This is a genomic window from Paracoccus sp. (in: a-proteobacteria) (assembly GCF_047973135.1).
Taxonomy (GTDB): domain Bacteria; phylum Pseudomonadota; class Alphaproteobacteria; order Rhodobacterales; family Rhodobacteraceae; genus Paracoccus.
On sequence record NZ_JBKEBL010000298.1, the window covers coordinates 1 to 24394 of the forward strand.

General features: G+C 63.9%; 25 protein-coding genes. 8 read left to right on the forward strand and 17 right to left on the reverse strand.

Translation table 11 applies throughout. The features are described from left to right. On the forward strand, window positions 1-782 hold a 782-nt coding region (locus ACK5L9_RS21760), incomplete at its 5' end, for a ComEC/Rec2 family competence protein (protein WP_416913548.1). 341 nt (window positions 783-1123) lie between these two features. Here ACK5L9_RS21760 and mnmH read toward each other — a convergent pair. The 13 genes from mnmH to ACK5L9_RS21825 form a co-directional block, all read right to left on the reverse strand. Next, window positions 1124-2167: a tRNA 2-selenouridine(34) synthase MnmH gene (gene mnmH / locus ACK5L9_RS21765; RefSeq protein WP_416913549.1), complete on the reverse strand. Its 1044-nt coding sequence runs from the start codon at window positions 2165-2167 to the stop codon at window positions 1124-1126. 26 nt (window positions 2168-2193) lie between these two features. Further along, window positions 2194-2742, reverse strand: coding sequence for a L,D-transpeptidase (locus tag ACK5L9_RS21770; RefSeq protein ID WP_416913550.1), 549 nt, complete (start codon window positions 2740-2742; stop codon window positions 2194-2196). Window positions 2743-2945: 203 nt separating this feature from the next. Next, on the reverse strand, window positions 2946-3401 hold the full coding sequence (locus ACK5L9_RS21775; protein ID WP_416913551.1) for a copper chaperone PCu(A)C: 456 nt from the start codon (window positions 3399-3401) through the stop codon (window positions 2946-2948). Between the two features lie 28 nt (window positions 3402-3429). After that, window positions 3430-3765, reverse strand: coding sequence for a hypothetical protein (locus tag ACK5L9_RS21780; RefSeq protein ID WP_416913552.1), 336 nt, complete (start codon window positions 3763-3765; stop codon window positions 3430-3432). A gap of 122 nt (window positions 3766-3887) precedes the next feature. Further along, complete coding sequence (gene rpmB, locus ACK5L9_RS21785) at window positions 3888-4187, reverse strand: 50S ribosomal protein L28 (RefSeq protein ID WP_416913553.1); 300 nt, start codon at window positions 4185-4187, stop codon at window positions 3888-3890. A 554-nt stretch (window positions 4188-4741) separates the two neighbouring features. Further along, window positions 4742-5530, reverse strand: a complete 789-nt coding sequence (locus ACK5L9_RS21790) for a crotonase/enoyl-CoA hydratase family protein (RefSeq protein WP_416913554.1) — start codon at window positions 5528-5530, stop codon at window positions 4742-4744. Then, window positions 5527-6387 carry a hydroxymethylglutaryl-CoA lyase gene (locus ACK5L9_RS21795; protein ID WP_416913555.1) on the reverse strand — a complete coding sequence of 287 codons (861 nt, stop codon included), beginning with the start codon at window positions 6385-6387 and terminating at the stop codon, window positions 5527-5529. Before ACK5L9_RS21795 ends, ACK5L9_RS21790 begins: the two co-directional genes overlap by 4 nt. Further along, window positions 6380-8386 (reverse strand): biotin carboxylase N-terminal domain-containing protein, encoded by a 2007-nt coding sequence (locus ACK5L9_RS21800; RefSeq protein WP_416913556.1) that lies wholly within the window; start codon window positions 8384-8386, stop codon window positions 6380-6382. The genes ACK5L9_RS21795 and ACK5L9_RS21800 overlap by 8 nt, the downstream gene beginning before the upstream one ends. Window positions 8387-8396: 10 nt before the next feature. Then, window positions 8397-10004, reverse strand: coding sequence for a carboxyl transferase domain-containing protein (locus tag ACK5L9_RS21805; protein ID WP_416913557.1), 1608 nt, complete (start codon window positions 10002-10004; stop codon window positions 8397-8399). Next, window positions 10004-11167 (reverse strand): isovaleryl-CoA dehydrogenase, encoded by a 1164-nt coding sequence (locus ACK5L9_RS21810; RefSeq protein WP_416913558.1) that lies wholly within the window; start codon window positions 11165-11167, stop codon window positions 10004-10006. Before ACK5L9_RS21810 ends, ACK5L9_RS21805 begins: the two co-directional genes overlap by 1 nt. Before the next feature lie 42 nt (window positions 11168-11209). Then, window positions 11210-12910, reverse strand: coding sequence for an AMP-binding protein (locus tag ACK5L9_RS21815; RefSeq protein WP_416913559.1), 1701 nt, complete (start codon window positions 12908-12910; stop codon window positions 11210-11212). Between the two features lie 75 nt (window positions 12911-12985). Beyond that, window positions 12986-14389, reverse strand: a complete 1404-nt coding sequence (locus ACK5L9_RS21820; RefSeq protein ID WP_416913560.1) for an aldehyde dehydrogenase family protein — start codon at window positions 14387-14389, stop codon at window positions 12986-12988. 123 nt (window positions 14390-14512) lie between these two features. Beyond that, window positions 14513-15433, reverse strand: coding sequence for a helix-turn-helix domain-containing protein (locus ACK5L9_RS21825; protein ID WP_416913561.1), 921 nt, complete (start codon window positions 15431-15433; stop codon window positions 14513-14515). Between the two features lie 133 nt (window positions 15434-15566). On the opposite strand from ACK5L9_RS21825, the gene ACK5L9_RS21830 reads away from it, so the two are divergent. The 5 genes from ACK5L9_RS21830 to ACK5L9_RS21850 all read left to right on the forward strand — a co-directional run bounded on the left by ACK5L9_RS21830 (window position 15567) and on the right by ACK5L9_RS21850 (window position 19612). Next, window positions 15567-16628 (forward strand): AraC family transcriptional regulator ligand-binding domain-containing protein, encoded by a 1062-nt coding sequence (locus ACK5L9_RS21830; RefSeq protein ID WP_416913562.1) that lies wholly within the window; start codon window positions 15567-15569, stop codon window positions 16626-16628. 184 nt (window positions 16629-16812) lie between these two features. Beyond that, entirely contained in the window at window positions 16813-17949 is a 1137-nt protein-coding gene (locus ACK5L9_RS21835) for an amine dehydrogenase large subunit (RefSeq protein WP_416913563.1), read from the forward strand. Window positions 17950-17984: 35 nt separating this feature from the next. After that, window positions 17985-18509: a methylamine dehydrogenase light chain gene (locus ACK5L9_RS21840; RefSeq protein ID WP_416913564.1), complete on the forward strand. Its 525-nt coding sequence runs from the start codon at window positions 17985-17987 to the stop codon at window positions 18507-18509. A gap of 51 nt (window positions 18510-18560) precedes the next feature. Further along, window positions 18561-19247, forward strand: coding sequence for a hypothetical protein (locus tag ACK5L9_RS21845; RefSeq protein ID WP_416913565.1), 687 nt, complete (start codon window positions 18561-18563; stop codon window positions 19245-19247). After that, window positions 19244-19612, forward strand: a complete 369-nt coding sequence (locus tag ACK5L9_RS21850) for a cytochrome c3 family protein (protein ID WP_416913566.1) — start codon at window positions 19244-19246, stop codon at window positions 19610-19612. Before ACK5L9_RS21845 ends, ACK5L9_RS21850 begins: the two co-directional genes overlap by 4 nt. Before the next feature lie 29 nt (window positions 19613-19641). Here the strand turns inward: ACK5L9_RS21850 and thyX are convergent, their stop codons facing one another. Further along, window positions 19642-20553, reverse strand: a complete 912-nt coding sequence (gene thyX, locus ACK5L9_RS21855) for an FAD-dependent thymidylate synthase (RefSeq protein WP_416913567.1) — start codon at window positions 20551-20553, stop codon at window positions 19642-19644. A 157-nt stretch (window positions 20554-20710) separates the two neighbouring features. Between thyX and ACK5L9_RS21860 the strand changes: the two genes are divergently transcribed. Next, window positions 20711-21139 (forward strand): VOC family protein, encoded by a 429-nt coding sequence (locus tag ACK5L9_RS21860; RefSeq protein ID WP_416913568.1) that lies wholly within the window; start codon window positions 20711-20713, stop codon window positions 21137-21139. A 61-nt stretch (window positions 21140-21200) separates the two neighbouring features. Here the strand turns inward: ACK5L9_RS21860 and ACK5L9_RS21865 are convergent, their stop codons facing one another. Both ACK5L9_RS21865 and ACK5L9_RS21870 read right to left on the reverse strand, forming a co-directional pair. Beyond that, complete coding sequence (locus ACK5L9_RS21865; RefSeq protein ID WP_416913579.1) at window positions 21201-21704, reverse strand: MarR family winged helix-turn-helix transcriptional regulator; 504 nt, start codon at window positions 21702-21704, stop codon at window positions 21201-21203. A 132-nt stretch (window positions 21705-21836) separates the two neighbouring features. Continuing rightward, window positions 21837-22130: a succinate dehydrogenase assembly factor 2 gene (locus ACK5L9_RS21870; protein WP_416913569.1), complete on the reverse strand. Its 294-nt coding sequence runs from the start codon at window positions 22128-22130 to the stop codon at window positions 21837-21839. A 124-nt stretch (window positions 22131-22254) separates the two neighbouring features. Here ACK5L9_RS21870 and ACK5L9_RS21875 point away from each other — a divergent pair, with 124 nt between their 5' ends. Further along, window positions 22255-23460, forward strand: coding sequence for a pyridoxal phosphate-dependent aminotransferase (locus ACK5L9_RS21875; protein WP_416913570.1), 1206 nt, complete (start codon window positions 22255-22257; stop codon window positions 23458-23460). A gap of 135 nt (window positions 23461-23595) precedes the next feature. On the opposite strand, the gene ACK5L9_RS21880 is transcribed toward ACK5L9_RS21875, so the two are convergent. Continuing rightward, window positions 23596-24378 carry a 3-hydroxybutyrate dehydrogenase gene (locus ACK5L9_RS21880; protein ID WP_416913571.1) on the reverse strand — a complete coding sequence of 261 codons (783 nt, stop codon included), beginning with the start codon at window positions 24376-24378 and terminating at the stop codon, window positions 23596-23598. Window positions 24379-24394: the final 16 nt, after the last annotated feature.

Here is a 24394-nt window from a genome sequence, read left to right on the forward strand (position 1 = left end):
GGCGGCTGGCCAATCTGCTGGCGGTGCCGGTCATGGGCACGCTGGTCATGCCTGCGGGCGTGATCGCCGCGCTGCTGGCGCCTCTGGGACTGGCGGGTCCGGCACTGTGGGTGATGGGGGCCGGAACCGCGTGGATGCTGCGCGTGGCAGAATTCGTCGCGGGTCTGAACGGCGCGGTCACGGCCCTGCCCCTGCCCCCCGCCGCCGTTATGCCGCTGATGGGGTTCGGCGCAGTGGCAATGGTGCTGTGCTGGCGGCACGGGCTGACGGCGCGACGGCTGACCCCCCTGTCGGCGGGGTTCGGCGCGGGGGGCGCGATGCTGGCAGCGGCGGCGGCGCTGTGGCTGACGGCAACGCGCCCGCTGCTGCTGATCGCCCCCGAGGGCGAGGCTGTGGGGCTAATGACCCCATCGGGCCGCGCTCTGTCCAAACCCGCAGGCGGTGCCTTCGTCGTCAAGACATGGCTGCTGGAAGATGGCGACATCGCCACACAGGAACAATCCGCCGCCCGTCCGGCATGGTCCGGTGATCGCCGCGACCGGCGCGCCTCCCTGCCCGGCGGCTGGCACGTGCTGCACTTCACCGGCAAGGGATCAGGCACCCGCGCCGCCGCCGCCTGCCGTCAGCGCATCGCTCTCATCGCATCCGAGACGATAGCCGGCCTGCCGGAACATCCGCCTTGTGTGGTCTTCGACCCGGCCCGCCTGCGCCACAGCGGTGCGGTGGCCCTGACCATGACCGGGACCGGACCACACATCATCCCCTCGCCCTCTTTTCCCTGACCTCGGGCGGCACATTGCGGGCAACCCGGCGTTCCGCATCGGGGCCGACCCGGATTGACCCGCTTGCACCGGTCGGGCTGCAGCGGCTTTCGCCGTCACAGCCCGCAAGCTATTGCCGTATAGCTGACGAAAGCTGACCGGATCATAAAAATTTTATGATAATTAATTTATAATCAATTCATTATATACTAAATATAAAGTATCAAATGAACCTTATGGTACGCATAACAGAGGGCCAGCGGACGACCGCAGAGGCCGCTGACCGGCCATCGCACCAGCAAAAGCACTATCCGCGCCCCCGGCCTTCGGATAATGGCCCCGCATCGCGGTGGCGACGGGGCCTATTGCCGCGCCAGGCCCGATACGATCCGGGGCAGTTCGGCCTCGATCCGCGCCGCCGCCGCGTCCAGATCGGTCAGGTCGTTCAGGGCAATGACCGCCGCCTCGCGTTCAGAGTGGCGCTGGCGATGCCTGAGATAGCGCGGGTCATAATGATCGCGCATCAACCCCTCGGCCAGTGTGGTCCAGTCCCCTGCCCCGGCCAACGCCTGCCAACCTTGAATCCGTTCCGCAGGATGCATCCGCGACAGCGAGGCGATGATGGCGGCAAGGCGGTCGGGTTCGGCCACGACATCGCCGTAATCGCGGGCGGAATAGGCGGCGCGGATCTGAACCGGCACATCCAGCCGGATGCGCGGCGCGGCAATGATCGCCTGCCACATCGCCTTGGGCAGGGACAGGCTGCCGATGCGGCTGCTTTCGGCCTCGACCAACAGGGGGCGCGCGGGGTCCAGCCCTTCAAGTGCCATCGCGAGGTTGCTTTCGAACATCTTCTGGCCGGGCTGCCCGCCCGCCACCGCGCCGAACAGGCTGCCGCGATGCCGGGCCAGCGCCTCCAGGTCGATCACCTGCGCGCCGCGCGCGGCCAGCCGCGCCAGAATCGCGGTCTTGGCGCTGCCGGTATTGCCGTCCAACACCACGACCGGCGCGGCGATGGGACCGTTCTGCACCCGGTCCACGACCAGCGACCGCCAGCTTTTATAGCCGCCCGCCACGGTTTCCACCCGCCAGCCGATCTGCCCCAGAATCGTGGCAAAGCTGCCCGAACGCTGCCCCCCGCGCCAGCAATAGACCAGCGCGCGCCAGCCACCGCCCCGGTCGGCCAGCGGCCCGGCGATATGGCGCGCGGCATTCGCCGCCACCAGCGCCGCCCCCAGCTTGCGCGCGTCAAAGGGCGAGACCTGCTTGTAGATCGTGCCGACCCGCGCCCGTTCCTCGTCATCCAGCACCGGCAGGTTGATCGCGCCGGGCAGGTGATCTTCGGCATATTCCGACGGGGAACGGACGTCTATAATGTCATCGAACCCCGCAAATGCGGGGTCCACGACGCGGTTCAGGGACAGCGGCAAGATCAGTAGACGTAAACGGGCGTGCCGATGGGGATCTGATCGTAAAGGCTCATCACCGCTTCGTTCCGCATGCGCAGGCAGCCGTTCGAGGCCGCGCGGCCGATGGAATTGGGCTGCGTCGTCCCGTGGATGCGGATCGCCGTATCCTGTCCCTTGTCGTTATACAGATACATCGCCCGCGCGCCCAACGGGTTCTTGGGGCCGCCCGGCATTCCATCGGCATATTGGGCATAGGCGCCGGGATTGCGCTTGATCATTTCGGGCGTGGGGCGCCAGCTAGGCCATTCGACCTTGCGGCCGACCTTGGCCTTGCCCTTCCAGACCAGCTCATCCTTACCCACCGCCACGCCATAGCGGATGGCCCGGCCCGGCGCGATGACGTGATAAAGGAAAAAATCCTTGCTGACGACCACGATGCTGCCAATCTCGAATCCGTCGCGGATGGCGACTTCGGTCGGGGCATAGGGGTCACGCCCCGCCTCCTGAGACAACACCAGGGACGGCGCTGCGATCAGCGGCAAGGCCAATGAGATCAACTGTCGGCGATTCATGGCAGGGTTCCTGTAACTGCTCGGCTTTATGGTTGTGCGCCCTGAATACATTGTGAACGGCCTGTCTTGCAACTCAACTTGCCGTATTCCTGCACGGATATGCCCGTGGGTGCCGCAACGGAAGGCGGAATTTGCCCCGCTGCGGCTGCTGTTGCCGCCGGCCCGAGGCATCCCTGCCCCGGCCGGCGGATCGCCTGAACAGGTCAGCCGTGATCGTGCATGCCGGCCGCATCGGGCTTGCGCTGATTATCCACCGGCACCTGAAGTTGCTGCGTGCCGCAATCGCCGAAATCCAGCGTCAGATCGACGACATCGCCATCCTGCAAGGGCGCGGTCAGCCCCATCAGCATGACGTGATCGCCGCCGCGTTCCAGCGCGTGACTGCCGCCCGCCGGGATTTCAAAGCCCTCTTCGACCTTCAGCATCTGCATCACGCCATCAACTTCCTTGTGAGTGTGCAGTTCAACCATGGCGACGCCCTCGGCGCTTGCCGCGACCAACTGGCAGGCGGTATCGCCGGTATTGTCGATCATCATGAAGGCCGCTCCGGCCTGAGGGTTGGAACTGCGTGCATAGGCGTCATGGACGGCCACGGTGCCCTGAGCCAGGGCGGCAACCGGAAAAAGCGCCGTGATGGCGGCAAGAAGAACGGGTTTCATGGTTCTCTCCTGTAACTATGTCGGATATTCAGATGGCAACCGACATCGTCGGAGGATCGCGCGCCGCAGGGACCGGCACCGGGCGCGACAGCCTCTTGCGCACCGGTTCCAAGGGGGAAAAGCGGAAAAAAGCGCCGCTGCGCGGTACTTCGGCCAGCATGGGCAGCGTCGCATTCAGCAGCGACAGCGCCATGTCGGGACAGATATAGGTTCTGCCCTGCCCCGGTACATCGCGAAAGACGATCCCCGCGCCGGTACACAGCGCCACCTGCCCGCCGATCTGCACAGTGCCGCGCGCAAAACCCAACCCGATGCCGGTCAGCATCAGGGAAAGAATCAGGATTATGCGCAGGGTAAATCGCATGTCCGCCACCATAGCAGCCCTGCCCGGCCTTGCCAGTCGCTATTCGGTCGCAGCGGCAAACGGCTCCACATACGCAAAAGCCCCGCCAAAACGGGGCAAAGCGTGGGCGATTTGCCGTCGGCTCAGGCCTGCGCGGCTTCGGCGCTGTCTGCCTTGGCGATTTCGCGCTTGATCTTCAGCGCACGATCCGACAGTTCGCCGTCCTTCGCCTTGGCAAGGAACGCATCCAGCCCGCCGCGATGATCGACCGAGCGCAGGGCCGAGGCCGAAATCCGCAGCGAAAAGCTGCGGCCCAGCTTGTCCGACAGCAGGGTGACGTCGTTCAGGTTCGGCAGGAACCGGCGACGGGTCTTGTTGTTGGCGTGGCTGACATTGTTGCCTGTCATCGGGCCTTTGCCGGTCAGTTCGCAGACGCGCGACATGGTGTTTATCCTTCGTCTCAACTTTGCGGGCGTTCCCGGACCGGGTCCGACCCAATGTGAAAGGGCGCCGCGTGGCAGCGCCCGTAATTCCGTCTGCGGGGAGTTACAGCCCCCTACGCGCAGCGTCAACCCCTTGCTGCAATTGTTGCGGGATCATCGTCTGAATTGGCCGGGAACGGGCGCGCGTTCCGGACCGGTGGGGCATCCGGGACCAGACCACACGGCCCCGTCATGCTGCCCTCGCCTTTCCCAAGGCTTGACATTGCTGATGCTGAGTATAGCTGACGGGCCGGATTTCCGAATAATGGCCAACCAGAGCAGGGCATTCATGGGCAAAGCCGGGTATATCCGCCTGGATCAGCCCCAAAAGGCAGGGGGTCCGGGGGGTGCAACTCCCCCGGCTATCGCGGGACGCAAATCATCCGGCGGTGACATCACGCCACGGCTCCGGTTCAGCGGGCGGCAAGACAAGACTTCCTGCATTCGCCGGGCACCCTGTATTCCCGCAAGGCCGGTGTTGCGCGCGCTGATGTTGCTTTGCGTCTCGCCGTGGGTCAGGGGTTCCGCCAGGGCGGGTCGCGCCTGGCGAAGAATGCGGCAATGCCCTGAGCCGCCTCTTCGTTTTCCCAGGTGTCGGCCAGCCTTGCGATGCTGTCCTCGATCACCGCGGCGTCGATCCTGGGGCCAAGCATGCGGGCCAAGGCCTTGGCGGCGCCGACTGCTTCGGACGCAGCCGAGAGATAGGGGGCGATTTCGGCTTCGATGGCATGGTCCAGCCTGTCGGCAGGGACGGCACTTGCGATGATGCCCAGCCTTTCGGCCTCGATCGCGTCGAAAATCCGGCCGGACATGAAGACGCGGCGGGCGTTTCCCTCGCCCATGCGGGCCAGCACATAGGGGCCGATGGTGGCGGGGATCAGGCCCAGGCGGGTTTCGGTCAGGCCGAATGCCGTGGCCTCGTCGGCAATCGCCACGTCGCAGACGCAGGCCATGCCCACCCCGCCGCCGAAGGCACCGCCATGGATGCGACCGATCAGCGGGGTCGGCATCGTGTTCAGCGCGTTCAGCATCGCGGCCAGTTTGCGCGCCTCGGCCATGCGGGTGGCGCGGTCGGCCCCGATCTGCGCCTTCATCCAGTCCAGATCGCCGCCCGCGCAAAAGACCTTGCCCGCGCCCGCCAGCACGATCACGCGGGTGTCGCGTGATGCGCCAAGGGTTCCTGCCATATCCGTCAGCTCGGCGATCATCCGGGCTGACAGGACATTGCGCCTGTCGGGCAGATTCAGCGTGACATAGGCGACGCCGCGCGGGTCAAGCCGGATGTCCAGAGTGTCATAGTTCATGCCGCGCTCCTCAGGCTGTGGGCGAAACTTGCGGCTTGCCGCAGCCGGTCCGGGTCGATACCGGTGGCAAAACCGCGACCATGCAGCATGTCCACGACTGCCTCGGTCGCGACATTGCCTTTCGCACCGGGCGCATAGGGACAACCGCCAAGCCCCCCCGCCGCCGCATCGAACACGCGCAGCCCCCGGTCAAGGCTGGTGGCGATATTGTCCAGCGCGCGACCGCCGGTATCGTGAAAATGCCCGGCCAGCCGGTCCGGCGGGATTTCCGCCAGTACCGTATCCAGCATCCGCGCCGTGCTGTCGGGCGTCGCCGCGCCGATCGTGTCGGCAAGGCTGATCTGATAACAGCCCATCGCCCGCATCGCCACGGCAACGCGGACCACGCTGGCGGGCGGTATCGGCCCATCATAAGGGCAATCGGTCACGCAAGAGACATAACCCCGGACCGGCACGCCCGCCGCCCGCGCCGCCTCGACCAGCGGGGCAAAGCGGGTCAGGCTTTCGGCCACCGAGCAGTTGATATTCGCGCGGCTGAACCCTTCCGAGGCGGATCCGAAAATCGCGACCTCATCCGCACCTGCGGCCAGCGCGGCCTCGAAACCGTGCAGATTGGGGGTCAGAACCGCATAGGCGATGCCCGGCGCGCGCGCGATGCCGGCCATGACCTGCGCCGCGTCAGCCATTTGCGGCACCCATTTCGGGCTGACAAAACTGGCCGCCTCGATCTTGCCGAAACCGCAGCCAGACAGCATGTCCACCAGCCGGATCTTGTCCGCCGTCGCGATCACCGCCTTTTCGTTCTGCAAGCCGTCACGGGGGGCCATCTCGAACAGGGTGACGTGGTTGTCAGTCATCCGCAGGCTCCAGTGTCAGCAGCAGGCTGCCATCCGTGACCTGATCGCCCGTCGCGGCCAGAAGCTCGGCCACGATGCCGTCGCGCGGGGCGGGCAGTGTGTGTTCCATCTTCATCGCCTCAAGCACCAGCAGCGGATCGCCCTTGGCAACGGTGGCGCCCGGCGCGGTCAGCACCGCCCGGACCAGCCCCGGCATGGGCGCGATGATCGTGTCGCCACCGGCCTGATCGGCCTCGGCCTCGGCCAGTGCGTCGGACAGGCCAAAGACATGTCCGCGCCCGCCCAGAAAAACCGAGACCCGCGCCGCCTCGCAGACCATTCGCGCCGTCATTTGCCGATCATCCAGCGCGACCCTGACCGCATTGTCGCCAAGGGGAGTCACGCCAAGCGTCACGGCGTCATCGCCCGCGACCACGGCAAAGCGCCCCCCGCCAAGTCCAGTCACCTGCGCCTCGATCTGTTCGCCCGATATGTCCAGCGACAGGTATTGCCGCGCGTCGGTCCAGTGTCGCCAGCCCGCCAGCCGGTCCCAGGGATCGCTGCCGGTCGCATCGCGCACCAGCCCCAGCCCGCCAAGCGCGGCCAGTGCGATCACGGTCGGCGAAGGCGCGGCACCGGCGGTCAGCGCGTCCAGATCGCGCCCGATCAGGCCCGTATCAACCTCTCCCCGCCGAAAGCCCGGATGCCGCGACAGCGCGCCAAGAAAATCCAGATTGGTGACGGATCCGGTGATCTGACACCCTTCCAGCGCGCCGTTCAGCATGTTCAGGGCCGCCGCGCGAGTGGGGCCGTGGACGATGACCTTGGCGATCATCGGGTCGTACCACGGGCTGATCTGATCGCCCTGCCGCACGCCGGAATCGATGCGCAGCGGGCCGGGGCCGTATTCGGCGGCATCGGGGGGGAAGCGCAGATAGTCCAGCCGTCCGGTCGCGGGAAGAAAGCCCTTGTCCACATCCTCGGCATAGACCCGCGCCTCGAAGGCCCAGCCATCGATGGCCAGATCCTGTTGCCGGACGGGCAAGGCCTCGCCCGCCGCGACGCGCAGTTGCAGTTCCACGAAATCCAGACCGGTGATCGCCTCGGAGACCGGATGCTCGACCTGAAGGCGGGTGTTCATCTCCATGAACCAGAACCCGTCCTCACGCAGCGGGCCTGACCCGTCGGCGATAAATTCCACCGTCCCCGCACCCTGATAGCCGATGGCTTTCGCGGCATTGACGGCGGCTCGTCCCATCGCCTCGCGCACCGCCTGCGGCATGTCCGGGGCCGGGGCTTCCTCGATGACCTTCTGATGGCGCCGTTGCAAAGAGCAATCGCGTTCGAACAGGTGGATGGCGTTGCCATGGCCATCGCCAAAGACCTGAATTTCGATGTGGCGGGGCTGGGTCACGTATTTCTCGATCAGGCAGGCCGGATCGCCGAAACTGGCCTGCCCCTCGCGCTGCGCGCCCTCAAGCGCGGCGCGGAAACCTGCGGGGTTTTCGACCAGCCGCATGCCCTTGCCGCCGCCGCCTGCCCGTGCCTTGATCAGCACCGGATAGCCGATCCTGTCGGCTTCGGCGGCCAGAAATCCGGGATCCTGACTTTCGCCGTGATAGCCCGGCACGACCGGCACCCCGGCCTGTTCCATCAGCGCCTTGGCCGCGTCCTTCAGCCCCATGGCCCGGATCGCGGATGCGGGCGGGCCGACAAAAACCAGACCGGCGGCCTGAACCGCCTCAACGAAATCCGGATTCTCGGACAGGAAACCATAGCCGGGATGGATCGCCTGCGCCCCGGTCAGCCGTGCGGCATCGATAATGCGCCCGCCCAGAAGATAGCTTTCGGCAACGGCAGGCGGGCCGATCCGCACCGCCTCGTCCGCCATGGCGACATGTTTGGCGCCGGCATCGGCATCGGAATAAACTGCGACCGTCGCAATTCCCAGACGGCGCGCGGTGGCGATGACGCGGCACGCGATTTCGCCGCGATTGGCAATCAGGATTTTCGTGAACATCGCCGTCCCCCTACATCCGGAACACGCCAAAGCGCGTCTCGCCAATGGGTGCATTCAGTGCCGCCGACAGCGACAGGGCCAGAACATCGCGGGTCTTGCGCGGATCGACGATGCCGTCATCCCACAGCCGCGCCGAGGCATAAAGCGGATGGCTTTGGCGCGCGAACATGTCGATGGTGGGCTGCTTGAACGCGGCCTCGTCCCCTGCGGACCACGTGTCGCCCGCCCGTTCGATGGCCTCGCGCCGGACGGTGGCAAGCACACCGGCCGCCTGTTCCCCGCCCATCACGCTGATGCGGCTGTTCGGCCATGTCCACAGGAAACGCGGTGAATAGGCGCGCCCGCACATGCCGTAATTCCCCGCACCGAACGACCCGCCGACCAGCACCGTGATTTTGGGCACCGCCGTCGTGGCCACCGCCGTCACCAGCTTGGCCCCGTCCTTGGCGATGCCCCCCGATTCATAGCTGCGCCCGACCATGAAACCGGTGATATTTTGCAGGAAAACCAGCGGGATCCTGCGCTGCGAACACAGTTCGACGAAATGCGCGCCCTTGACCGCGCTTTCGGAAAACAGCACGCCATTATTGCCGATGATCCCCACCGGCATGCCCATCACATGCGCGAAACCGCAGACCAGGGTGGTACCATAGCGCGCCTTGAACTCGTCGAAGCGAGAGCCATCTACGATGCGCGCGATCACCTCGCGGATGTCATAGGGGGTTTTCAGATCGGCGGGCACGACGCCCAGAACCTCCTCGGGGTCGTAAAGCGGAGCCTCGACCGGGGCCAGATCAAGCTGGCGGGGTTTCGTCAGGTTCAGGTTCGCCACGGCCTGACGCGCCAAAGCCAGCGCATGCGCGTCATCCTTGGCCAGATAGTCGGCCACGCCCGACAACCGCGTATGCACATCGCCGCCGCCCAGATCCTCGGCGCTGACCACCTCGCCCGTGGCGGCCTTGACCAGGGGCGGGCCGGCCAGAAAGATCGTGCCCTGATCCTTGACGATGATCGTCACATCCGACATCGCGGGCACATAGGCCCCGCCCGCCGTGCAGGAACCCATGACCACAGCGATCTGCGGAATGCCCCTGGCGCTCATCTGCGCCTGATTATAGAAGATGCGCCCGAAATGGTCGCGGTCGGGAAAGACCTCGTCCTGATTGGGCAGGTTCGCACCGCCCGAATCGACCAGATAGACGCAGGGCAGGCGGTTCTGTTCGGCGATCTCTTGCGCGCGCAGGTGTTTCTTGACGGTCATCGGGTAATAGGTGCCGCCCTTCACCGTCGCGTCGTTGCAGACGATCATCGCCTCGCGCCCCGCCACCCGACCGATCCCGGCCACCACCCCGGCCGAGGGGCTGGCCCCGTCATACATGTCATGCGCGGCGAACATGCCGATTTCCAGAAACGGAGAACCCGGATCCAGCAGCCGCGACACGCGTTCGCGCGGCAGGATCTTGCCCCGCCCGACATGGCGTTCGCGGGCCTTGTCGCCGCCACCCGCCACCGCAAGCGCCGCCGCCCGGTGAACCGGCGCCATCGCCGCCTCATGCGCGGCGCGATTGGCCCGGAACGCCTCGGATCCGGGCGCAACCATGGATCGCAGCACCGCCATCAGACCATCGCCCCCATCATCTCGCGCCCGATCAGCATGCGGCGGATTTCGGATGTGCCCGCGCCGATCTCCATCAGCTTGGCATCGCGGAAGATGCGGCTGACCGGGGTTTCGTTCATGAAGCCCGCGCCTCCCATCGCCTGCACCGCCTGATGGGCCACGGTCATCGCCTCTTCGCTGGCGTAAAGCACACAGGCGGCCGCGTCCTGCCGCGTCACCTCGCCCCGGTCGCAAGCCTTCGCCACCTCGTAGACATAGGCGCGGGCCGAGTTCATTTTGGTATACATATCCGCGATCTTGCCCTGCATGAGCTGGAAATTCCCGATCGGCTGGCCGAACTGTTTACGTTCGGCCAGATAAGGCATCACCTCGTCCAGGCAGGCGGCCATGATGCCGGTGCCGATGCCCGACAGGACCACGCGTTCGTAATCGAGGCCCGACATCAGGACGCGTACGCCCTTGCCTTCCTCGCCCAGGATATTCTCGAACGGAACCTCGACATCCTGAAAGATCAGCTCGACCGTGTTCGAGCCGCGCATCCCCAGCTTGTCGAAATGTTTAGACTGGCTGAAACCGGGCATGGTCTTTTCGATCAGAAAGGCGGTGATCCCGCGTGACCCGGCATCAGGGTCGGTTTTGGCATAGACGACCAGCGTGTTCGCCTCGCCGCCATTGGTGATCCAGAACTTGTTGCCGTTCAGCACGAAGCGGTCATTCCGCTTTTCTGCCCGCAGCTTCATGCCCACGACATCGCTGCCCGCCCCTGTCTCGGACATGGCCAGCGCACCGACGGCCCTGCCCGAGACAAGATCGGGCAGATAGCGGCGTTTCTGTTCGTCATTGCCGTTCAGCTTGATCTGGTTCACGCACAGATTGGAATGCGCGCCATAGGACAGCGACACCGAAGCCGAGGCCCGCGCGATTTCCTCGACCGCGATGACATGGGCCAGATAGCCCATTCCCGCGCCTCCATATTCCTCGGGGACGGTGATCCCAAGCAGACCCAGCCCGCCCATTTCCTGCCACAATTCGTCGGGAAACGCGTTCTTTTCATCGACCGAGGCCGCCAGCGGCTTGACCCGGTCCTGAGCCCAACGATGCACCATCCCGCGAAGCGCATTCACATCCTCGCCCAGATCGAATTTCATACTTGCCGTGAACATGATTGACCTTCCCCTGAAATCCCTGCCGCCAGTGTCGCGCCGCTATTTCGACAATTCTTCGATCATCCTGTCCCTCATGACGAATTTCTGCGGCTTGCCGGTCACTGTCATCGGCAGTTCAGACACAATACGAACATGTTTCGGGATCTTGAAATGCGCAATCTTGTCCTTGCAGAAATCGCGCAGTTCGTTTTCCTTCAGCACAGTGCCGGGGCGGGCGACAGCCCAGACACAGATTTCCTCGCCATATTTCGCGTCGGGAATGCCAAAGACCTGCACCTCGCTGATCTTGGGGTGACGAAACAGAAATTCCTCGATTTCGCGCGGATAGATATTCTCGCCGCCGCGGATGATCATGTCCTTGACCCGTCCGACGATGGCGCAAAACCCGTCCTCGTCCAGTGTGGCCAGATCGCCCGTATGCATCCAGCCGTCGCGGATGCTGCCCCGTGTCGCGGCATCGTCGCCCCAATATCCGATCATCACCGAATAACCGCTGGTGCAAAGCTCGCCCTTTTCGCCGACCGGGACCGTATGCCCGTTCGCATCGACAATCTTGACCTGAAGATGCGGGTGAATGCGGCCCACGGTTTCGCAGCGTTTCTGCGTCGGGTCATCCGTGAAGCTTTGGAACGAGACCGGAGAGGTTTCGGTCATGCCATAGCAGATCGTCACCTCGCGCATGTTCATCTGGTCGTTGACGCGGCGCATGATGTCGATGGGACAGGGCGCGCCCGCCATGATGCCGGTGCGCAGGCTGGACAGGTCGCGCGGGCGGGCATCCAGTTCGTTCAGCATGGCGACGAACATGGTCGGCACACCGTAAAGCGCAGTGCCGCCTTCCTCCGCGACGGCGTCCAGCGTGGCCGAGGGATCGAAGGCCTCGCCCGGAAAGATCATCGCCGCGCCCTTGCTGACCCCGCCCAGAACCCCCATCACCATGCCAAAGCAGTGATACAGCGGCACCGGAATGACCAGCCGGTCAGTCTGGGTCAGGTTGATCCGGCCGGTCACGAAACGGGCATTGTTGACAATGTTCAGATGCGACAGGGTCGCGCCCTTTGGCATGCCGGTCGTGCCGGATGTGAACTGCACATTGATCGGATCGTCGGGCTTCTGACCGGCACAGATCCGGTCCAGCGCGGCCCTTTCCCCCTGCCCGCCCATATCGCAGACCGCGTCAAAGGACAGCATGCCGGGGGCCGGCTGCGGATCCATAAGGATCACGTGGCGCAATTCCGGCAGGTCGGGCGCACGCAATCCGCCCGTCGCGGCCCCGGCAAGTTCCGGAATCAGCGACTGGATCATGCCCTGATAATCCGAATTTTTGAACGATTTCGCCGCGATCAGTGCCGCACATCCAACCCTGGACAACGCATATTCCAGTTCTGACAGACGATAGGCGGGGTTGATATTGACAAGGATCATCCCGGCCCGCGCCGTCGCGAACTGCGTCAGAATCCATTCAAAACGATTGGGCGACCAGATGCCCACGCGGTCCCCCGGCTCCAGCCCAAGGGCCAGCAGCCCGGCTGCCAGCCGGTCCACCCGCGCGGCAAATTCGGCATAGGTCAGGCGCAGCCCGGCCTCGCGGAACACAAATGCGTCGCGGTCGCCAAAGCGCGCCACCGCATCGCCCAGCAATTCAGGGATGGTGCTTCTGGCAAGTTCGGGCGAGGCCGGGCCCCTGACATGCGAAAGCCCGTCCATCGGCGAAAGTGAAAGGTGATCTGCTGATGTCATCTGACCGTTTCCTTTTGCAGAAATCCGGCCTGTCCGGCGGGACAGGCCGGCGGTTTGCGTAACGCTGCGCGGGGATCAGCCCCGCGCCACGTTGATGACCTGCATCTGGGTATATTCGGCCAGCCCCTCGACCGATTGTTCGACCCCTAGGCCCGAGCCCTTGAACCCCGCCATCGGAATATGGGGGCCGATATTCAGTTGCTGGTTGACCCAGACCGTACCCGATTCGATGCGGCCCGCGATTTCGGTCGCGGCCTCGACATTCGCCGAATGGACCGAGCCGCCAAGCCCGTATTCCGACCGGTTCGCCCGCGCGATCACGTCGTCAATGTCGCGGAAACTGATCACCGGCAGGATCGGGCCGAACTGTTCCTCGTCCACGATCCTCTGCCCGTCCCTGACATCGCGCACGATGGTCGGGCGGATGAAATAGCCCGGCCCGTCCACGACCTCGCCCCCGGCGATGATGGTGCCGTTCTGCCGCGCGTCATCAAGAAAGCCCTTCACCTTTTCATACTGTTCGCGGTTCTGGATCGGACCGACCGTCGTGCCCTGTTTCAGCCCGTCATCGACCACCGCCTGCGCGGCCAGCGCGGCCAATTCCTGACACATGGCGTCATAGATGTCTTCGTGCACATAGGCGCGCTTGACCGCCAGACAGACCTGTCCGGCATTCAGGAACGCGCCGCCAAAGACCTTTTGGGCGACCTGCTTCACATCGACATCGGCCAGGATGATGGCCGGATCGTTGCCGCCCATTTCCAGCGTCACCCGCTTCATCGTATCGGCCGCCGCCGCCATGATCCGCTTGCCCGTGGCCGACGACCCGGTAAAGCCAACCTTGGCCACATCCGGATGGGTGGTCAGTTTCGGCCCCAGATCGTTGGCATCGGTGATCACATTGACCAGACCGGCGGGGAAGATGCCGGCGCAAAGTTCGGCCAGCTTCAGCGCGGAAACAGGGGTGGTGGGCGCCGGTTTCAGCACGATCGAGTTGCCCGCCATCAGCGCCGGCCCGATCTTCCAGCAGCACAGCAGCAAGGGAAAGTTCCACGCGATGATGCCCGCCACCACTCCAAGCGGCTTGTGGCGTGTCTCGATCCGAAAATCGGCGTCGTCCTGAATGACCCTGTCGGGCAGTTCCAGCGTGGCGGTATGGCCCAGATAGCCCTGGCTCCATTCGACCTCGCCCATCGCCTCGGGCAGGGGCTTGCCTTGTTCCTGCGTGATGATACGGGCAAATTCCTCGGCGTGGGTGCCGATGGCGGCAGCCAGTTCCTCGATTTTGGCGCGCCGTTCGGCCATGCCGGTTTTCGCCCATCCGACCTGCGCGGCCTTCGCGGCGGCGACGGCTTCGTTCAACTGCGCCTCGGTGGCGTGGGGCACGCGTGCAAAGGTCTTTTCGGTCGCCGGGTTGATCACCTCGATCATCCGCGCGGACGAGACCGGCTTGCCGCCGATCAGCATTGAATAGTCCATGATCTCCTCCTTCCGCGCTGAAACAGCGCCTGCATTCTACGCATTCTTGCGCGAATCGGGGCAGGAAATCTTGTGCTGCCGCGTCAACATCTTAGAGCCATGCGACAATAAATTCCTTGCAGATCAAGCTGCCTTCAGCCGTCTTGCCGTTTCCTCCTGAAAGGCGCGGGGCGACATGCCATAGCGTTGCCTGAACATGTGGTTGAAATGCGAGATGTCGCCAAAGCCCGACCGATAGGCCAGATCCGAGATGGACGGGTTCTGTTGCAGCCGCGCGGCCTGACGCAGATGCTCGGCCACGAATTTCAGGCGGCGGGCACAGAGATGCGCGGAAAAACAGGTGTCATGTTCGTGAAACTCGCGCTGCACCTGACGGCGCGACATATGCACCTGCACGGCCAGCCAGTCCAGCGTCAGGGCCGGATCGGTCAGGTGGCGGTCGATCACCGACAGGATCAGCCCATAGCGATGTTCGCGCCGCCGCACGCGCATGGCGTCAAGCCCGGCATTGTCATCGCCAAAGGCCAGCCCGACCAGATCGCCGATGAAATCCGGCGAATATTCGGCGGCAGGCGCGGTCACGGGCGAGACGAGCGACTGGAAACTGGCGCAAAGCGGGTGGGTCCGGTCAATCTTGCGCCCCGCGCAAAGCGGTTTGGGCCGCCCCTCAAGGCACAGGGCGCGCGGCAGATGCGCCGACAGGAAGGCAACGTCCTGCCCGTCAAAGCCCAGTTCGCCCGGCGCGGTGGAATCCAGCAGGATACATTCGCCCGGACCCAGAATTTCGTGCCGTCCGCAATGCGTCACCCGCGTGGTGCCGCATTGTTGCAGCAGCAGAAAGATATGTTCGGCATCGTCGCGCCCGATGCCCCGCCGCGTGCGTTCGATCCGGTCGATGGCGCAGCCGATTTCCGCGATTTCGACCCCGTGACGGCGATGCATGCGGAACTGGCCGGTGGCGGACCGGCGCGCCTTGCCCGGCTGGCTGTAATAGTGGCCGCAATTCGACCGCAAGCGGTGATCCCACTCTTCAAAGCTCAACATGTGATGTACCTCCCCTTGCTTTTTTGCCGCGCGGATTGGCCGCAGTTCCAGTACATTTCCGGACAAATTCCGCCGATGGACCACCGTTTCCAGAATGGGCTTGGTGAGGTGCCGCGCCGGGTGTTACCTTTTCATGCGTTCAGGTGAAGGCGTCGCTGTGCCCGAAAATTACCACCCGAAGATCGTGTCATCCGCGCTGAGTGATCCGTTCCGGCTGTGCGACGGGCTTGGGGGCGCGTCTGCCGAATTTCGCAGGCTTGTCCGCATTGAGGATATTTCGGGGCAGGACGAGGTTTCGCTGAAAAAATTCGTCGCGTTTCTTGAGCTTGCGGCGCAAAGCCTGCACCGGCCGGATTTTGGATGGTCGGTCGGCGCGGTGTATGATCTGGAAAATCTGGGCAGTTTCGGCCGGTTCGTCCGCGAGGCCCCTTCGCTTGGGGTGGCGCTGCGTTTTTTTTGCAAGGCCTTCGCCATGGTCCAGAGCGATTCCGAGCTTGAGCTGAAGGTTCAGGACGGCGAGGCGGTTCTCAGCTATCGCATTCTGGATCTTGGAATCTGGCCACGCGGGCAGGATGCCGAACTGACGCTGTCGGTGCTGTATCATCTGATCAGATCCGTGGCGGGCCCCGACTGGCGGCCATCGCTGATCACGCTGGAACATCACGCCGGCCCGATCTGGCAAGACCCGGCCAACGGGCCGAAATGCCGGGTCAGCTCTGGCGCGATGGCCAATTGCATGTGCTTTCCGGCGCGTGTGCTGGAACTGCCGATGCGTGACACCGGCAAGGCGCTGTTTTCCGGGCTGTCGCAGGCCGCGTCGGACCAGTGCCGGAAACAGGAACGCGAGGCCCCCGTAACCATCCGCGTCCGTCGCGAGATCATCCGCAGGCTGGGCCGGGACTGTCTGGACCAGACCCGGATCGCCGAAACGTTGGGTTTTTCACGCCGCACCCTGCGCCGCCGTCTTGAGGCCGAGGGACAGTCCTTTTCCGACTTGCTGGCCGATTGCCGGATGCGGCAGGCCGAACGGATGCTGGAGGAAACGGACAGACCCCTTGCCGCCATCTCGGTGCATCTGGGCTATGCCGAGGTTTCGGCCTTCGAACGCGCCTTCAAAGCCCGCGGCGGCGTAACACCGGCGCAGTACCGGCGAAGGGGCGGGCGGGCATCTTTCGGCGTTGATGTCACGGCATAATTTCGGCGCATAATGCCAAAACTTTGGCACCTTGACGCAAGCCGGTGCCGCTATGATTGCAGGGGTTTGGCCGCAATGGTCATCCGCATCGGTTTTGACAGGGCCGTCAGGGAATGCTGCCTTGCGGTCTGATTCCGGGCCACATGCCGCGGAAAATATTAAACAGCATTTCAACAGGTTGAACATGAAACAGCATCTTGTCACATCCCTAACGGCCCTTGCCCTGACCTGCGGCATCGCCAAGGCACAAGAGGGCATGATCGAACCCGAAACCCTGACCGTCGAGGAACGCATATCCGAGGGCGGGCATGTGTTCGTCATGGATATGGGGCTTAACGGCCCGTCGTCGATCTATGTCATGAACGCAGGCGATCTGTCGGTTGAAGGAAATATCGGCGCGGGAACATTCAGCCAGATGCGCTTTTCCGATGACCGAAGGGCGCTGTTCACCGCGTCAATCTATATGAGCCGCTTTACCTATGGCAATGTCGAGGGCGTGGTCCATGAATGGGATCCGGCGACGCTGATGGCGCGGCGCGAATTCAACGTATCGGAAAAGACCGCGCAGACGCTGACTCAGGCGGGCGCGCTGAACCTGTCGGGCGACGGCACCCGGCTGTTCGTGCAGAACGCAACGCCAGCCACCTCGGTCAATGTGGTCGATCTGGCCGATCCGGCGGTTCAGACCGAGGTTCCGACGCCGGGCTGCTGGACCGCCTATCCCACCCGCGACGGCGCGGCCTTCGTGACCCTGTGCGGGGACGGGACGATCCGGAAATTCACCGTTGCGGCGGATGGCGGCGTCGGTGCGCCTGCGCAATCGGACAAGATCTTTGACCCCGACGCCGATCCGCTGTTCGGCAATGCGGTCCGCGTCGGCGATGAACTTGTCTATCTGTCCTATGCGGGGACGCTGTACATGGTGGATGACAGCGGCGAGGTACCCGTCCTGACCGGCAAGGCTGCTTTCGCGCAGGATGGATGGGGTCCGTCGGGTTATGGGCTGATGACCTATCACGCGCCATCGGACATGCTGTTCGTGACCATGCATTCCGGGCTTGCCGACGGCACCCACAAGGCCCCGGCCGAAGAAATCTGGGCAATCGACATGGGTAGCCGCGAGGTTGTCGCGCGGGGCAAGGCAAATGGCGAATCCAATATCGCGGTGGCTGGCAGCCAAGATCCGGTGCTGTTCGGCCTGTCCCATCACGGCAGCCTGCACCGCTATGACGTGACGCCGGGCGATCCGGTGACGATCTATGAAACCGCCTCTCGCGAGGGGGTGGCGGCCTTCCCGACCCTTGTTGCCACCGATTTCTGAGACACGCATTCCCCATATCCGAAAGGGACCAGAACATGTCACGTCTTTCCGACGCAATCATCCGCCGCCTCGACACTTCCGTCGAGGCCAGCCTGCGCGCCAGCGCCCGCCAGAACGGCCGCCGTTCCTTCATGGCCAGAACCGGCGCGGCACTGCTGGGCGCGGTGGCGGCGGTGCCGGTCCTGCCCTTTGACCGCCGCGCCCATGCCGCAGAAGGCGGTGCCGAGGATCCCTGCGCCTATTGGCGGCAATGCGCCATTGACGGGTTTCTCTGCGCCGAATCCGGCGGCTCGATCACGACCTGCCCGCCCGGCTCGACCGTGTCGGCTGTGGCCTGGGTCGGCACCTGCGCCAACCCCGAGGATGGCAAGGAATATCTGATCAGCTATAACGACTGCTGCGGCAAGCCGGCGATCCCCATGGCCACATTTTGCAACAACAACAAGGGTGAACGTCCGGGCTATCGTATGGGGCTGTATAACGATATCAACTGGTGTACGGCGAATGCCGACAAGGGGTATCATTGCACAGTGTCCGTGGTGGTCGGTCTGGCCGAGTGACCGGCGCAGGTCGGGGTGGGGGATCGGTGAAAGCGTTTGCAATGCCGGGATATGGCCAGACAGCCGCCGGTCCGGGGCCCTGACATGCCGGGGCGCGGCAGAGGCCCGGCACTTGAACTGGCGGCGGTTATCGCCCTTGTCTTTCTGGTGCCACACCTGACCCTTGCCACGGTCGGCGGAGGCTGGGCATGGGATCTGGCCAATGCGACCGGCTTTCTGGCGCTGGCCGGTCTGGTGTTCCAGATGATCCCCCGCGACCGCGCTGGCGGGTTCCGTCGGCACGAACGTCTGGGCTATTGGGTGCTGGGGCTTGCCACCGCGCATGCGCTGTGGATGCTGCTGCTGGATGACACGCTGCGCGTCTATCTGTGGCCGGGCGCGCCGCTGTTCATGTGGCTGGGACTTGTCGGGCTGGCGGTTCTGGCGGTGCTTTGCGTGATCGCCCGGCTGCCCGACCGGATGCGGGTCCACCCCCGTTATCGCGGCTTTCGCCGGATGCACCGCTGGCTGAGCATGGGGGCACTGATCCTGACCGGCCTGCATGTCGCGCTTAGCGGGTTTTATCTGGACAGCACAGCCGAGCTGACAATCTTTGCTGTCGTGATCACCGCCGCCTGCCTTGCCGGACGCTGGACCGGGATCCGCGACACGCTGTCTGCCCGGCTGATCCCGCTTTGGTTGCTGGGCGGAGGCATCGCCGTCGCCCTGTTCGCCCTGATCAGGTTGCCGGGACCATGAAGCGCCTGGTTCTGGCGGTATCGCTGCTGATGGCGGGGCTGGTCATTGCCGGGCTGCCGTTTCGCGCTGAACAGGCGCAGCGCGCGCAACTGCCGGGAACCGCAGCCTGGGTTCTGCCAATGACCTTTATCCACAACGACCATTTCACGGTCCAATGCGCGACCTGCCATCACGAATTCATCGACGGCACGACCGGACCGCCCTGCCTGACCTGCCATGTCACGGACCCCAAGGTTGCGCCGGTTCTGGAAACCCAGTTCCACGACCTCTGCCGGTCCTGCCATGTCACCGAACATGCCGCAGGCAAGCCATCAGGCCCGACGCGCCGCTGCATCGCCTGCCACCAGCCCGACCATCAGTTCTGAGCGGCGCCCCGCCAGCCAGCCGGGCACGCCTATCCCCAGATTTCGGTGAATTCGCGCCATTCGCGCGCGCTCATTCCCGCATTGTCCTGGGTCACGGTCTCGCCCGCCAGACGGCGTTTCAGCACCGCGACGGCCTGCGCAGACAGGCTGACCGCATTCATCCGGTAATCGCGGAACGCGCCAAAGGCCGCAGGAACCCAATCCGCCACGATGCCGCACATCGCATCCGCATAGGCGCGGATTTCGTATTGCGCATGGGCATCCGCACGCAGACGCAGAAAATGCAGCAGGTTGTGCAGATCGACCTTCCAGTACCACTGGGTATAGATATTCGCGGGCAGGTTCATCCGCGCCAGTTCCCGCGCCAGACCCTGCTGCCCGTCCTGGCTCAGCATGGCTTCATAGTGGTCATAGCTGCGCATCGCGTCCTCGCGCAGCAGGTTCAGGACGCGATGCGCCTCGTCGCCTTGCAGAACCTCGCCCCTGCCCTGATTGTTCTGCCGGGATTGCGCGGCCAGATGTTCGGGCGCGGGAATATAGAATTCACGGTCGAGGATCGAATAGCGGGCCGAATATTCGTTCACATTCGCCGTGCGGTGGCGAATCCACTGGCGGGCGACAAAGACCGGCAGCTTGACGTGAAACTTGACCTCGCACATCTCGAACGGGGTGGAATGCCAGTGCCGCATCAGGTAACGGATCAGCCCCTCGTCGTTCTGAACCGATTTCGTGCCCCTGCCATAGCTGACCCGCGCCGCCTGACAGATCGCCGCGTCATCGCCCATGTAATCGACCACCCGGACAAAGCCGTGATCCAGCACCGGGCGGGCGGTATAAAGATGCCGCTCCATCCCGTCGGACACGGCGCGCAGGGTCTGGCGCGGGGCGTCGCGCAGCGCGTCGATTTCGGCCTGCTGTTCGGCGGTGACTGGCGTATTCATGGTAGGTCGTCCCTTATGTCGCACATCATCTTGTGCCATCAGGGGCGATCCGGTTCAACCGGGAATACGCCCACGCGAATATCGCCGATGCGTTTGTCACCCGCCGCAGATCGTGCGACGATGCCGCGAAACAGCCCCTGTCACCAAGGAGAAGACCATGGACATCCGCTATCTGCACACGATGGTCCGCGTGAAGGATCTGGACAAGACGATGGCGTTCTTTCGCCTGCTGGGATTGGAACAGACCCGCCGGATGGACAATGAGCAGGGCCGCTTTTCCCTGATCTTCATGGCCCCGCCCGGTCAGCCCGAATGCCCGGTCGAACTGACCCATAACTGGGATGGCGACGAGGGCCTGCCCTCGGACAGCCGGCATTTCGGCCATCTGGCCTATCGGGTCGGCAATATCTATGAGATGTGCCAGAAACTTGCGGATGCCGGCGTCACGATCAACCGGCCCCCGCGCGACGGGCATATGGCCTTTGTACGCAGCCCCGACAATGTCTCGATCGAGCTGCTGCAAGAGGGCGATCCGCTGCCGCCGCAGGAACCTTGGGCCAGCATGGGCAATACCGGCAACTGGTAAGGGCGGAAACGCCCCGCCGCGCACCTCACAAACGCGACGGGGCGACGCCGCCCGGCATCCGTCAATAGATATAGCGGATCTGTTCGGACCAGAACCGTTCGATCCGGCGGTTCTGCATGTTCACCTGCGGCAGGGGCGGATCGTCCAGAACGCCGGTCATCGCCAGCCCCTCGGCATGGCGCTGAAACAGGCCGTGGACGATATTCCTGACCTCTTGCCCCTCATCGGTCAGCCGCACCCGGACCGAGCGGCGATCCATGTCACAGCGTTCATGGTGGACATAGCCCATCGCGACCAGCTTTTTCAGGTTATAGCTGACATTGCTGCCCTGATACATACCGCGCGACCGCAATTCGCCTGCCGACACCTCGGCAGTGCCCAGATTATAAAGGATCATCACCTGCACCGGCGTCAGATCGTTCCGCCTGAGCCGTTCAAGTTCGTCCTTGACCAGATCCAGCATCAGCCGGTGCATTCGTTCCAGCAATTGCAGCGATTCGAAATATGCCTCGGTCATGTCGGGCAGATCGTCGGGATGTTCGCCCTCGATACGGTTGGGGTGCATCTGTGACATATGGGAAAGCATGGCCGGTGTCGTACCTGTCTTGTATCCAGTTCATGCGACTATGACCGGAAAACCCGAATCTTCGGTTAATCCAACCGTTGATTACAAACAGTTTTAGGCAGTTTCTGGCGATCAGCGGGCAAAACGCCCCGCCGCATGGGCGGCGATCCGGTCGAGGATCGGGGCCAGATTCTTTGGCCCGGCCGGGTCGCCGCCGCTGATGCGCGCGGTGATCCAGCGATACAGATCCTGGTCGTTCTCGGACAGCAGCCGCTCATAGCTGGCCAGTTCCGCCTCGCCCAGACCGGTCAGCGGGCCATCGGCGAAACCGCCCAGAATCAGGTCCATCTCTTTCATGCCGCGCCGCCAGCTTCGCATGCGCAGACGCCGCAGCCGGATCTCGGGGGTTTCGGTGGAAAGGGGCATCGGAAACCTCGCGCTGTGGTCTGGCCGTTGCCTAGCCTCCCCTGCCCCGGATTGCAATTCGGCGCGCTTGTGGCATCACACGCTTCGGCGTAAGGCAGGGCAGTTTTCTGACACGGGGATGCGCATGGGCTTTCTTTCGGACACGATTGCGCGGGTCAAACCGTCGCCGACCATCGCCATGACGACCCGCGCCGCCGCCCTGCGCGCCGAAGGGCATGACGTGATCGGCCTTTCGGCGGGCGAGCCCGATTTCGACACGCCCGAACATATCCGTCAGGCCGGCAAGGATGCCATCGACGCGGGCCACACGCGTTATACCCCCGTTGACGGCACCCCCTCGCTGAAGCGGGCGATCTGCCGGAAATTCGCATCTGAGAACGGGCTGGACTATACGCCCGCGCAGATCAGCGTCGGAACGGGCGGCAAGCAGATCCTGTATAATGCGCTGATGGCGACGCTGAATCCCGATGACGAGGTGATCGTGCCCGCGCCCTATTGGGTCAGTTATCCCGACATGGTGCTGCTGGCGGGTGGCACGCCGGTCATCGTGCCCTGCGGGATCGCCGACGGGTTTCGCCTGACGCCCGAGGCGCTGGAGGCCGCGATCACGCCGCGCACGAAATGGCTGATTCTCAATTCGCCTTCGAACCCGTCAGGCGCGGCCTATGACGCAGATCAGATGCTGGCCCTGACCGGGGTGCTGCTGCGCCATCCGCATGTCTGGATTCTGGCCGACGACATCTATGAGCATCTGGTCTTTGACGGGTTCGGGTTCTGCACCCCCGCTCAGGTCGAGCCGCGTCTGAAGAACCGCACGCTGACCATGAACGGCGTCAGCAAGGCCTATGCGATGACGGGCTGGCGCATTGGCTATGGCGCGGCACCAGAATCGCTGATCAAGGCGATGGCCAAGCTGCAATCGCAATCGACCTCGAATCCCTGTTCGATCAGCCAGTATGCTGCCGAGGCTGCGCTGACCGGCCCGCAGGACTACATCCGCGACAGCCGCGCCATATTTCAGCGCCGCCGCGATCTGGTGGTGGCGGGGCTGAACGCCTGTCCGGGGATCGACTGCCCGACCCCGCAGGGTGCGTTCTATGTCTATCCCTCGATCAGCAGGCTGATTGGCAAGACATCGACGGCTGGTACGCGGATCGCGACGGACGAGGATTTCGCCAATGCGCTGCTGGATGAAACCGGCGTTGCGGTGGTGTTCGGCGCGGCATTCGGGCTTAGCCCGCATTTCCGCATTTCTTATGCGACCAGCGATGAACAACTGACCGAGGCCGTCGCCCGCATCCGCCGCTTTTGCGATGGCTGTATAGCCTGACGACTTTCCTTTGATTGTTTTGTCAGGCTATAACCATTTGATTTTACGCTGATGCTGCGCCAATTTGATGATCAAATTGGCTTCCGTCAGCTATACATGAAAAAGGGGCCATGAAGGCCCCTTGCGGCCACGCGGTTACAGTGCCGTCCAGCCGCCATCGACGCTGATCGTCGTGCCGGTGATCTGTGCCGCCGCATCGCTGCACAGGAAAACGGCGGTGTCGCCCAGTTCCTCGACGGTGGCGAACTCTTTCGAGGGCTGGCGTTCCAACATGACCTTCTTGATCACGTCCTCGCGGCTCATGTTGTATTCCTTCATCGTGTCGGGGATCTGCGACTCGACCAGCGGGGTCAGAACATAGCCCGGACAGATCGCGTTGCAGGTGATCTTTTCCTGCGCGGTCTCCAGCGCCGTGACCTTGGTAAAGCCGACCACGCCGTGTTTGGCCGAGACATAGGCCGATTTGAACGGGCTGGCCGTCAGTCCGTGGGCCGAGGCGATGTTGACGATCCGGCCCCAGCCCTCCTTGCGCATCATCGGCAGGGCCGCCGCCGTGGTATGGAATGCCGAGGACATGTTGATCGCGATGATCGCATCCCATTTCTCGACCGGGAAATCGGGAATCGGGGCGACGTGCTGGATGCCCGCATTGTTCACCAGAATGTCGCAGCGCCCCGCCTGTTCGACCAGCGCGCGGCATTCGGTGCCCTTCGACATGTCGGCCTTGATATAACGAACGGTGACGCCGTGGGTTTTCGCCATTTCGGCGGCGATGGCGTGATCTTCGGGGCGGTCGGTAAAGCTGTTGATCACCACATCTGCGCCAGCCTTTGCCAGCCTGTGCGCGACCCCCAGACCGATCCCGGAATTTGATCCTGTCACCACCGCCGTCTTGCCCTTTAGGAATTTTTCGAACATCTGCCCGTCTCCGCGA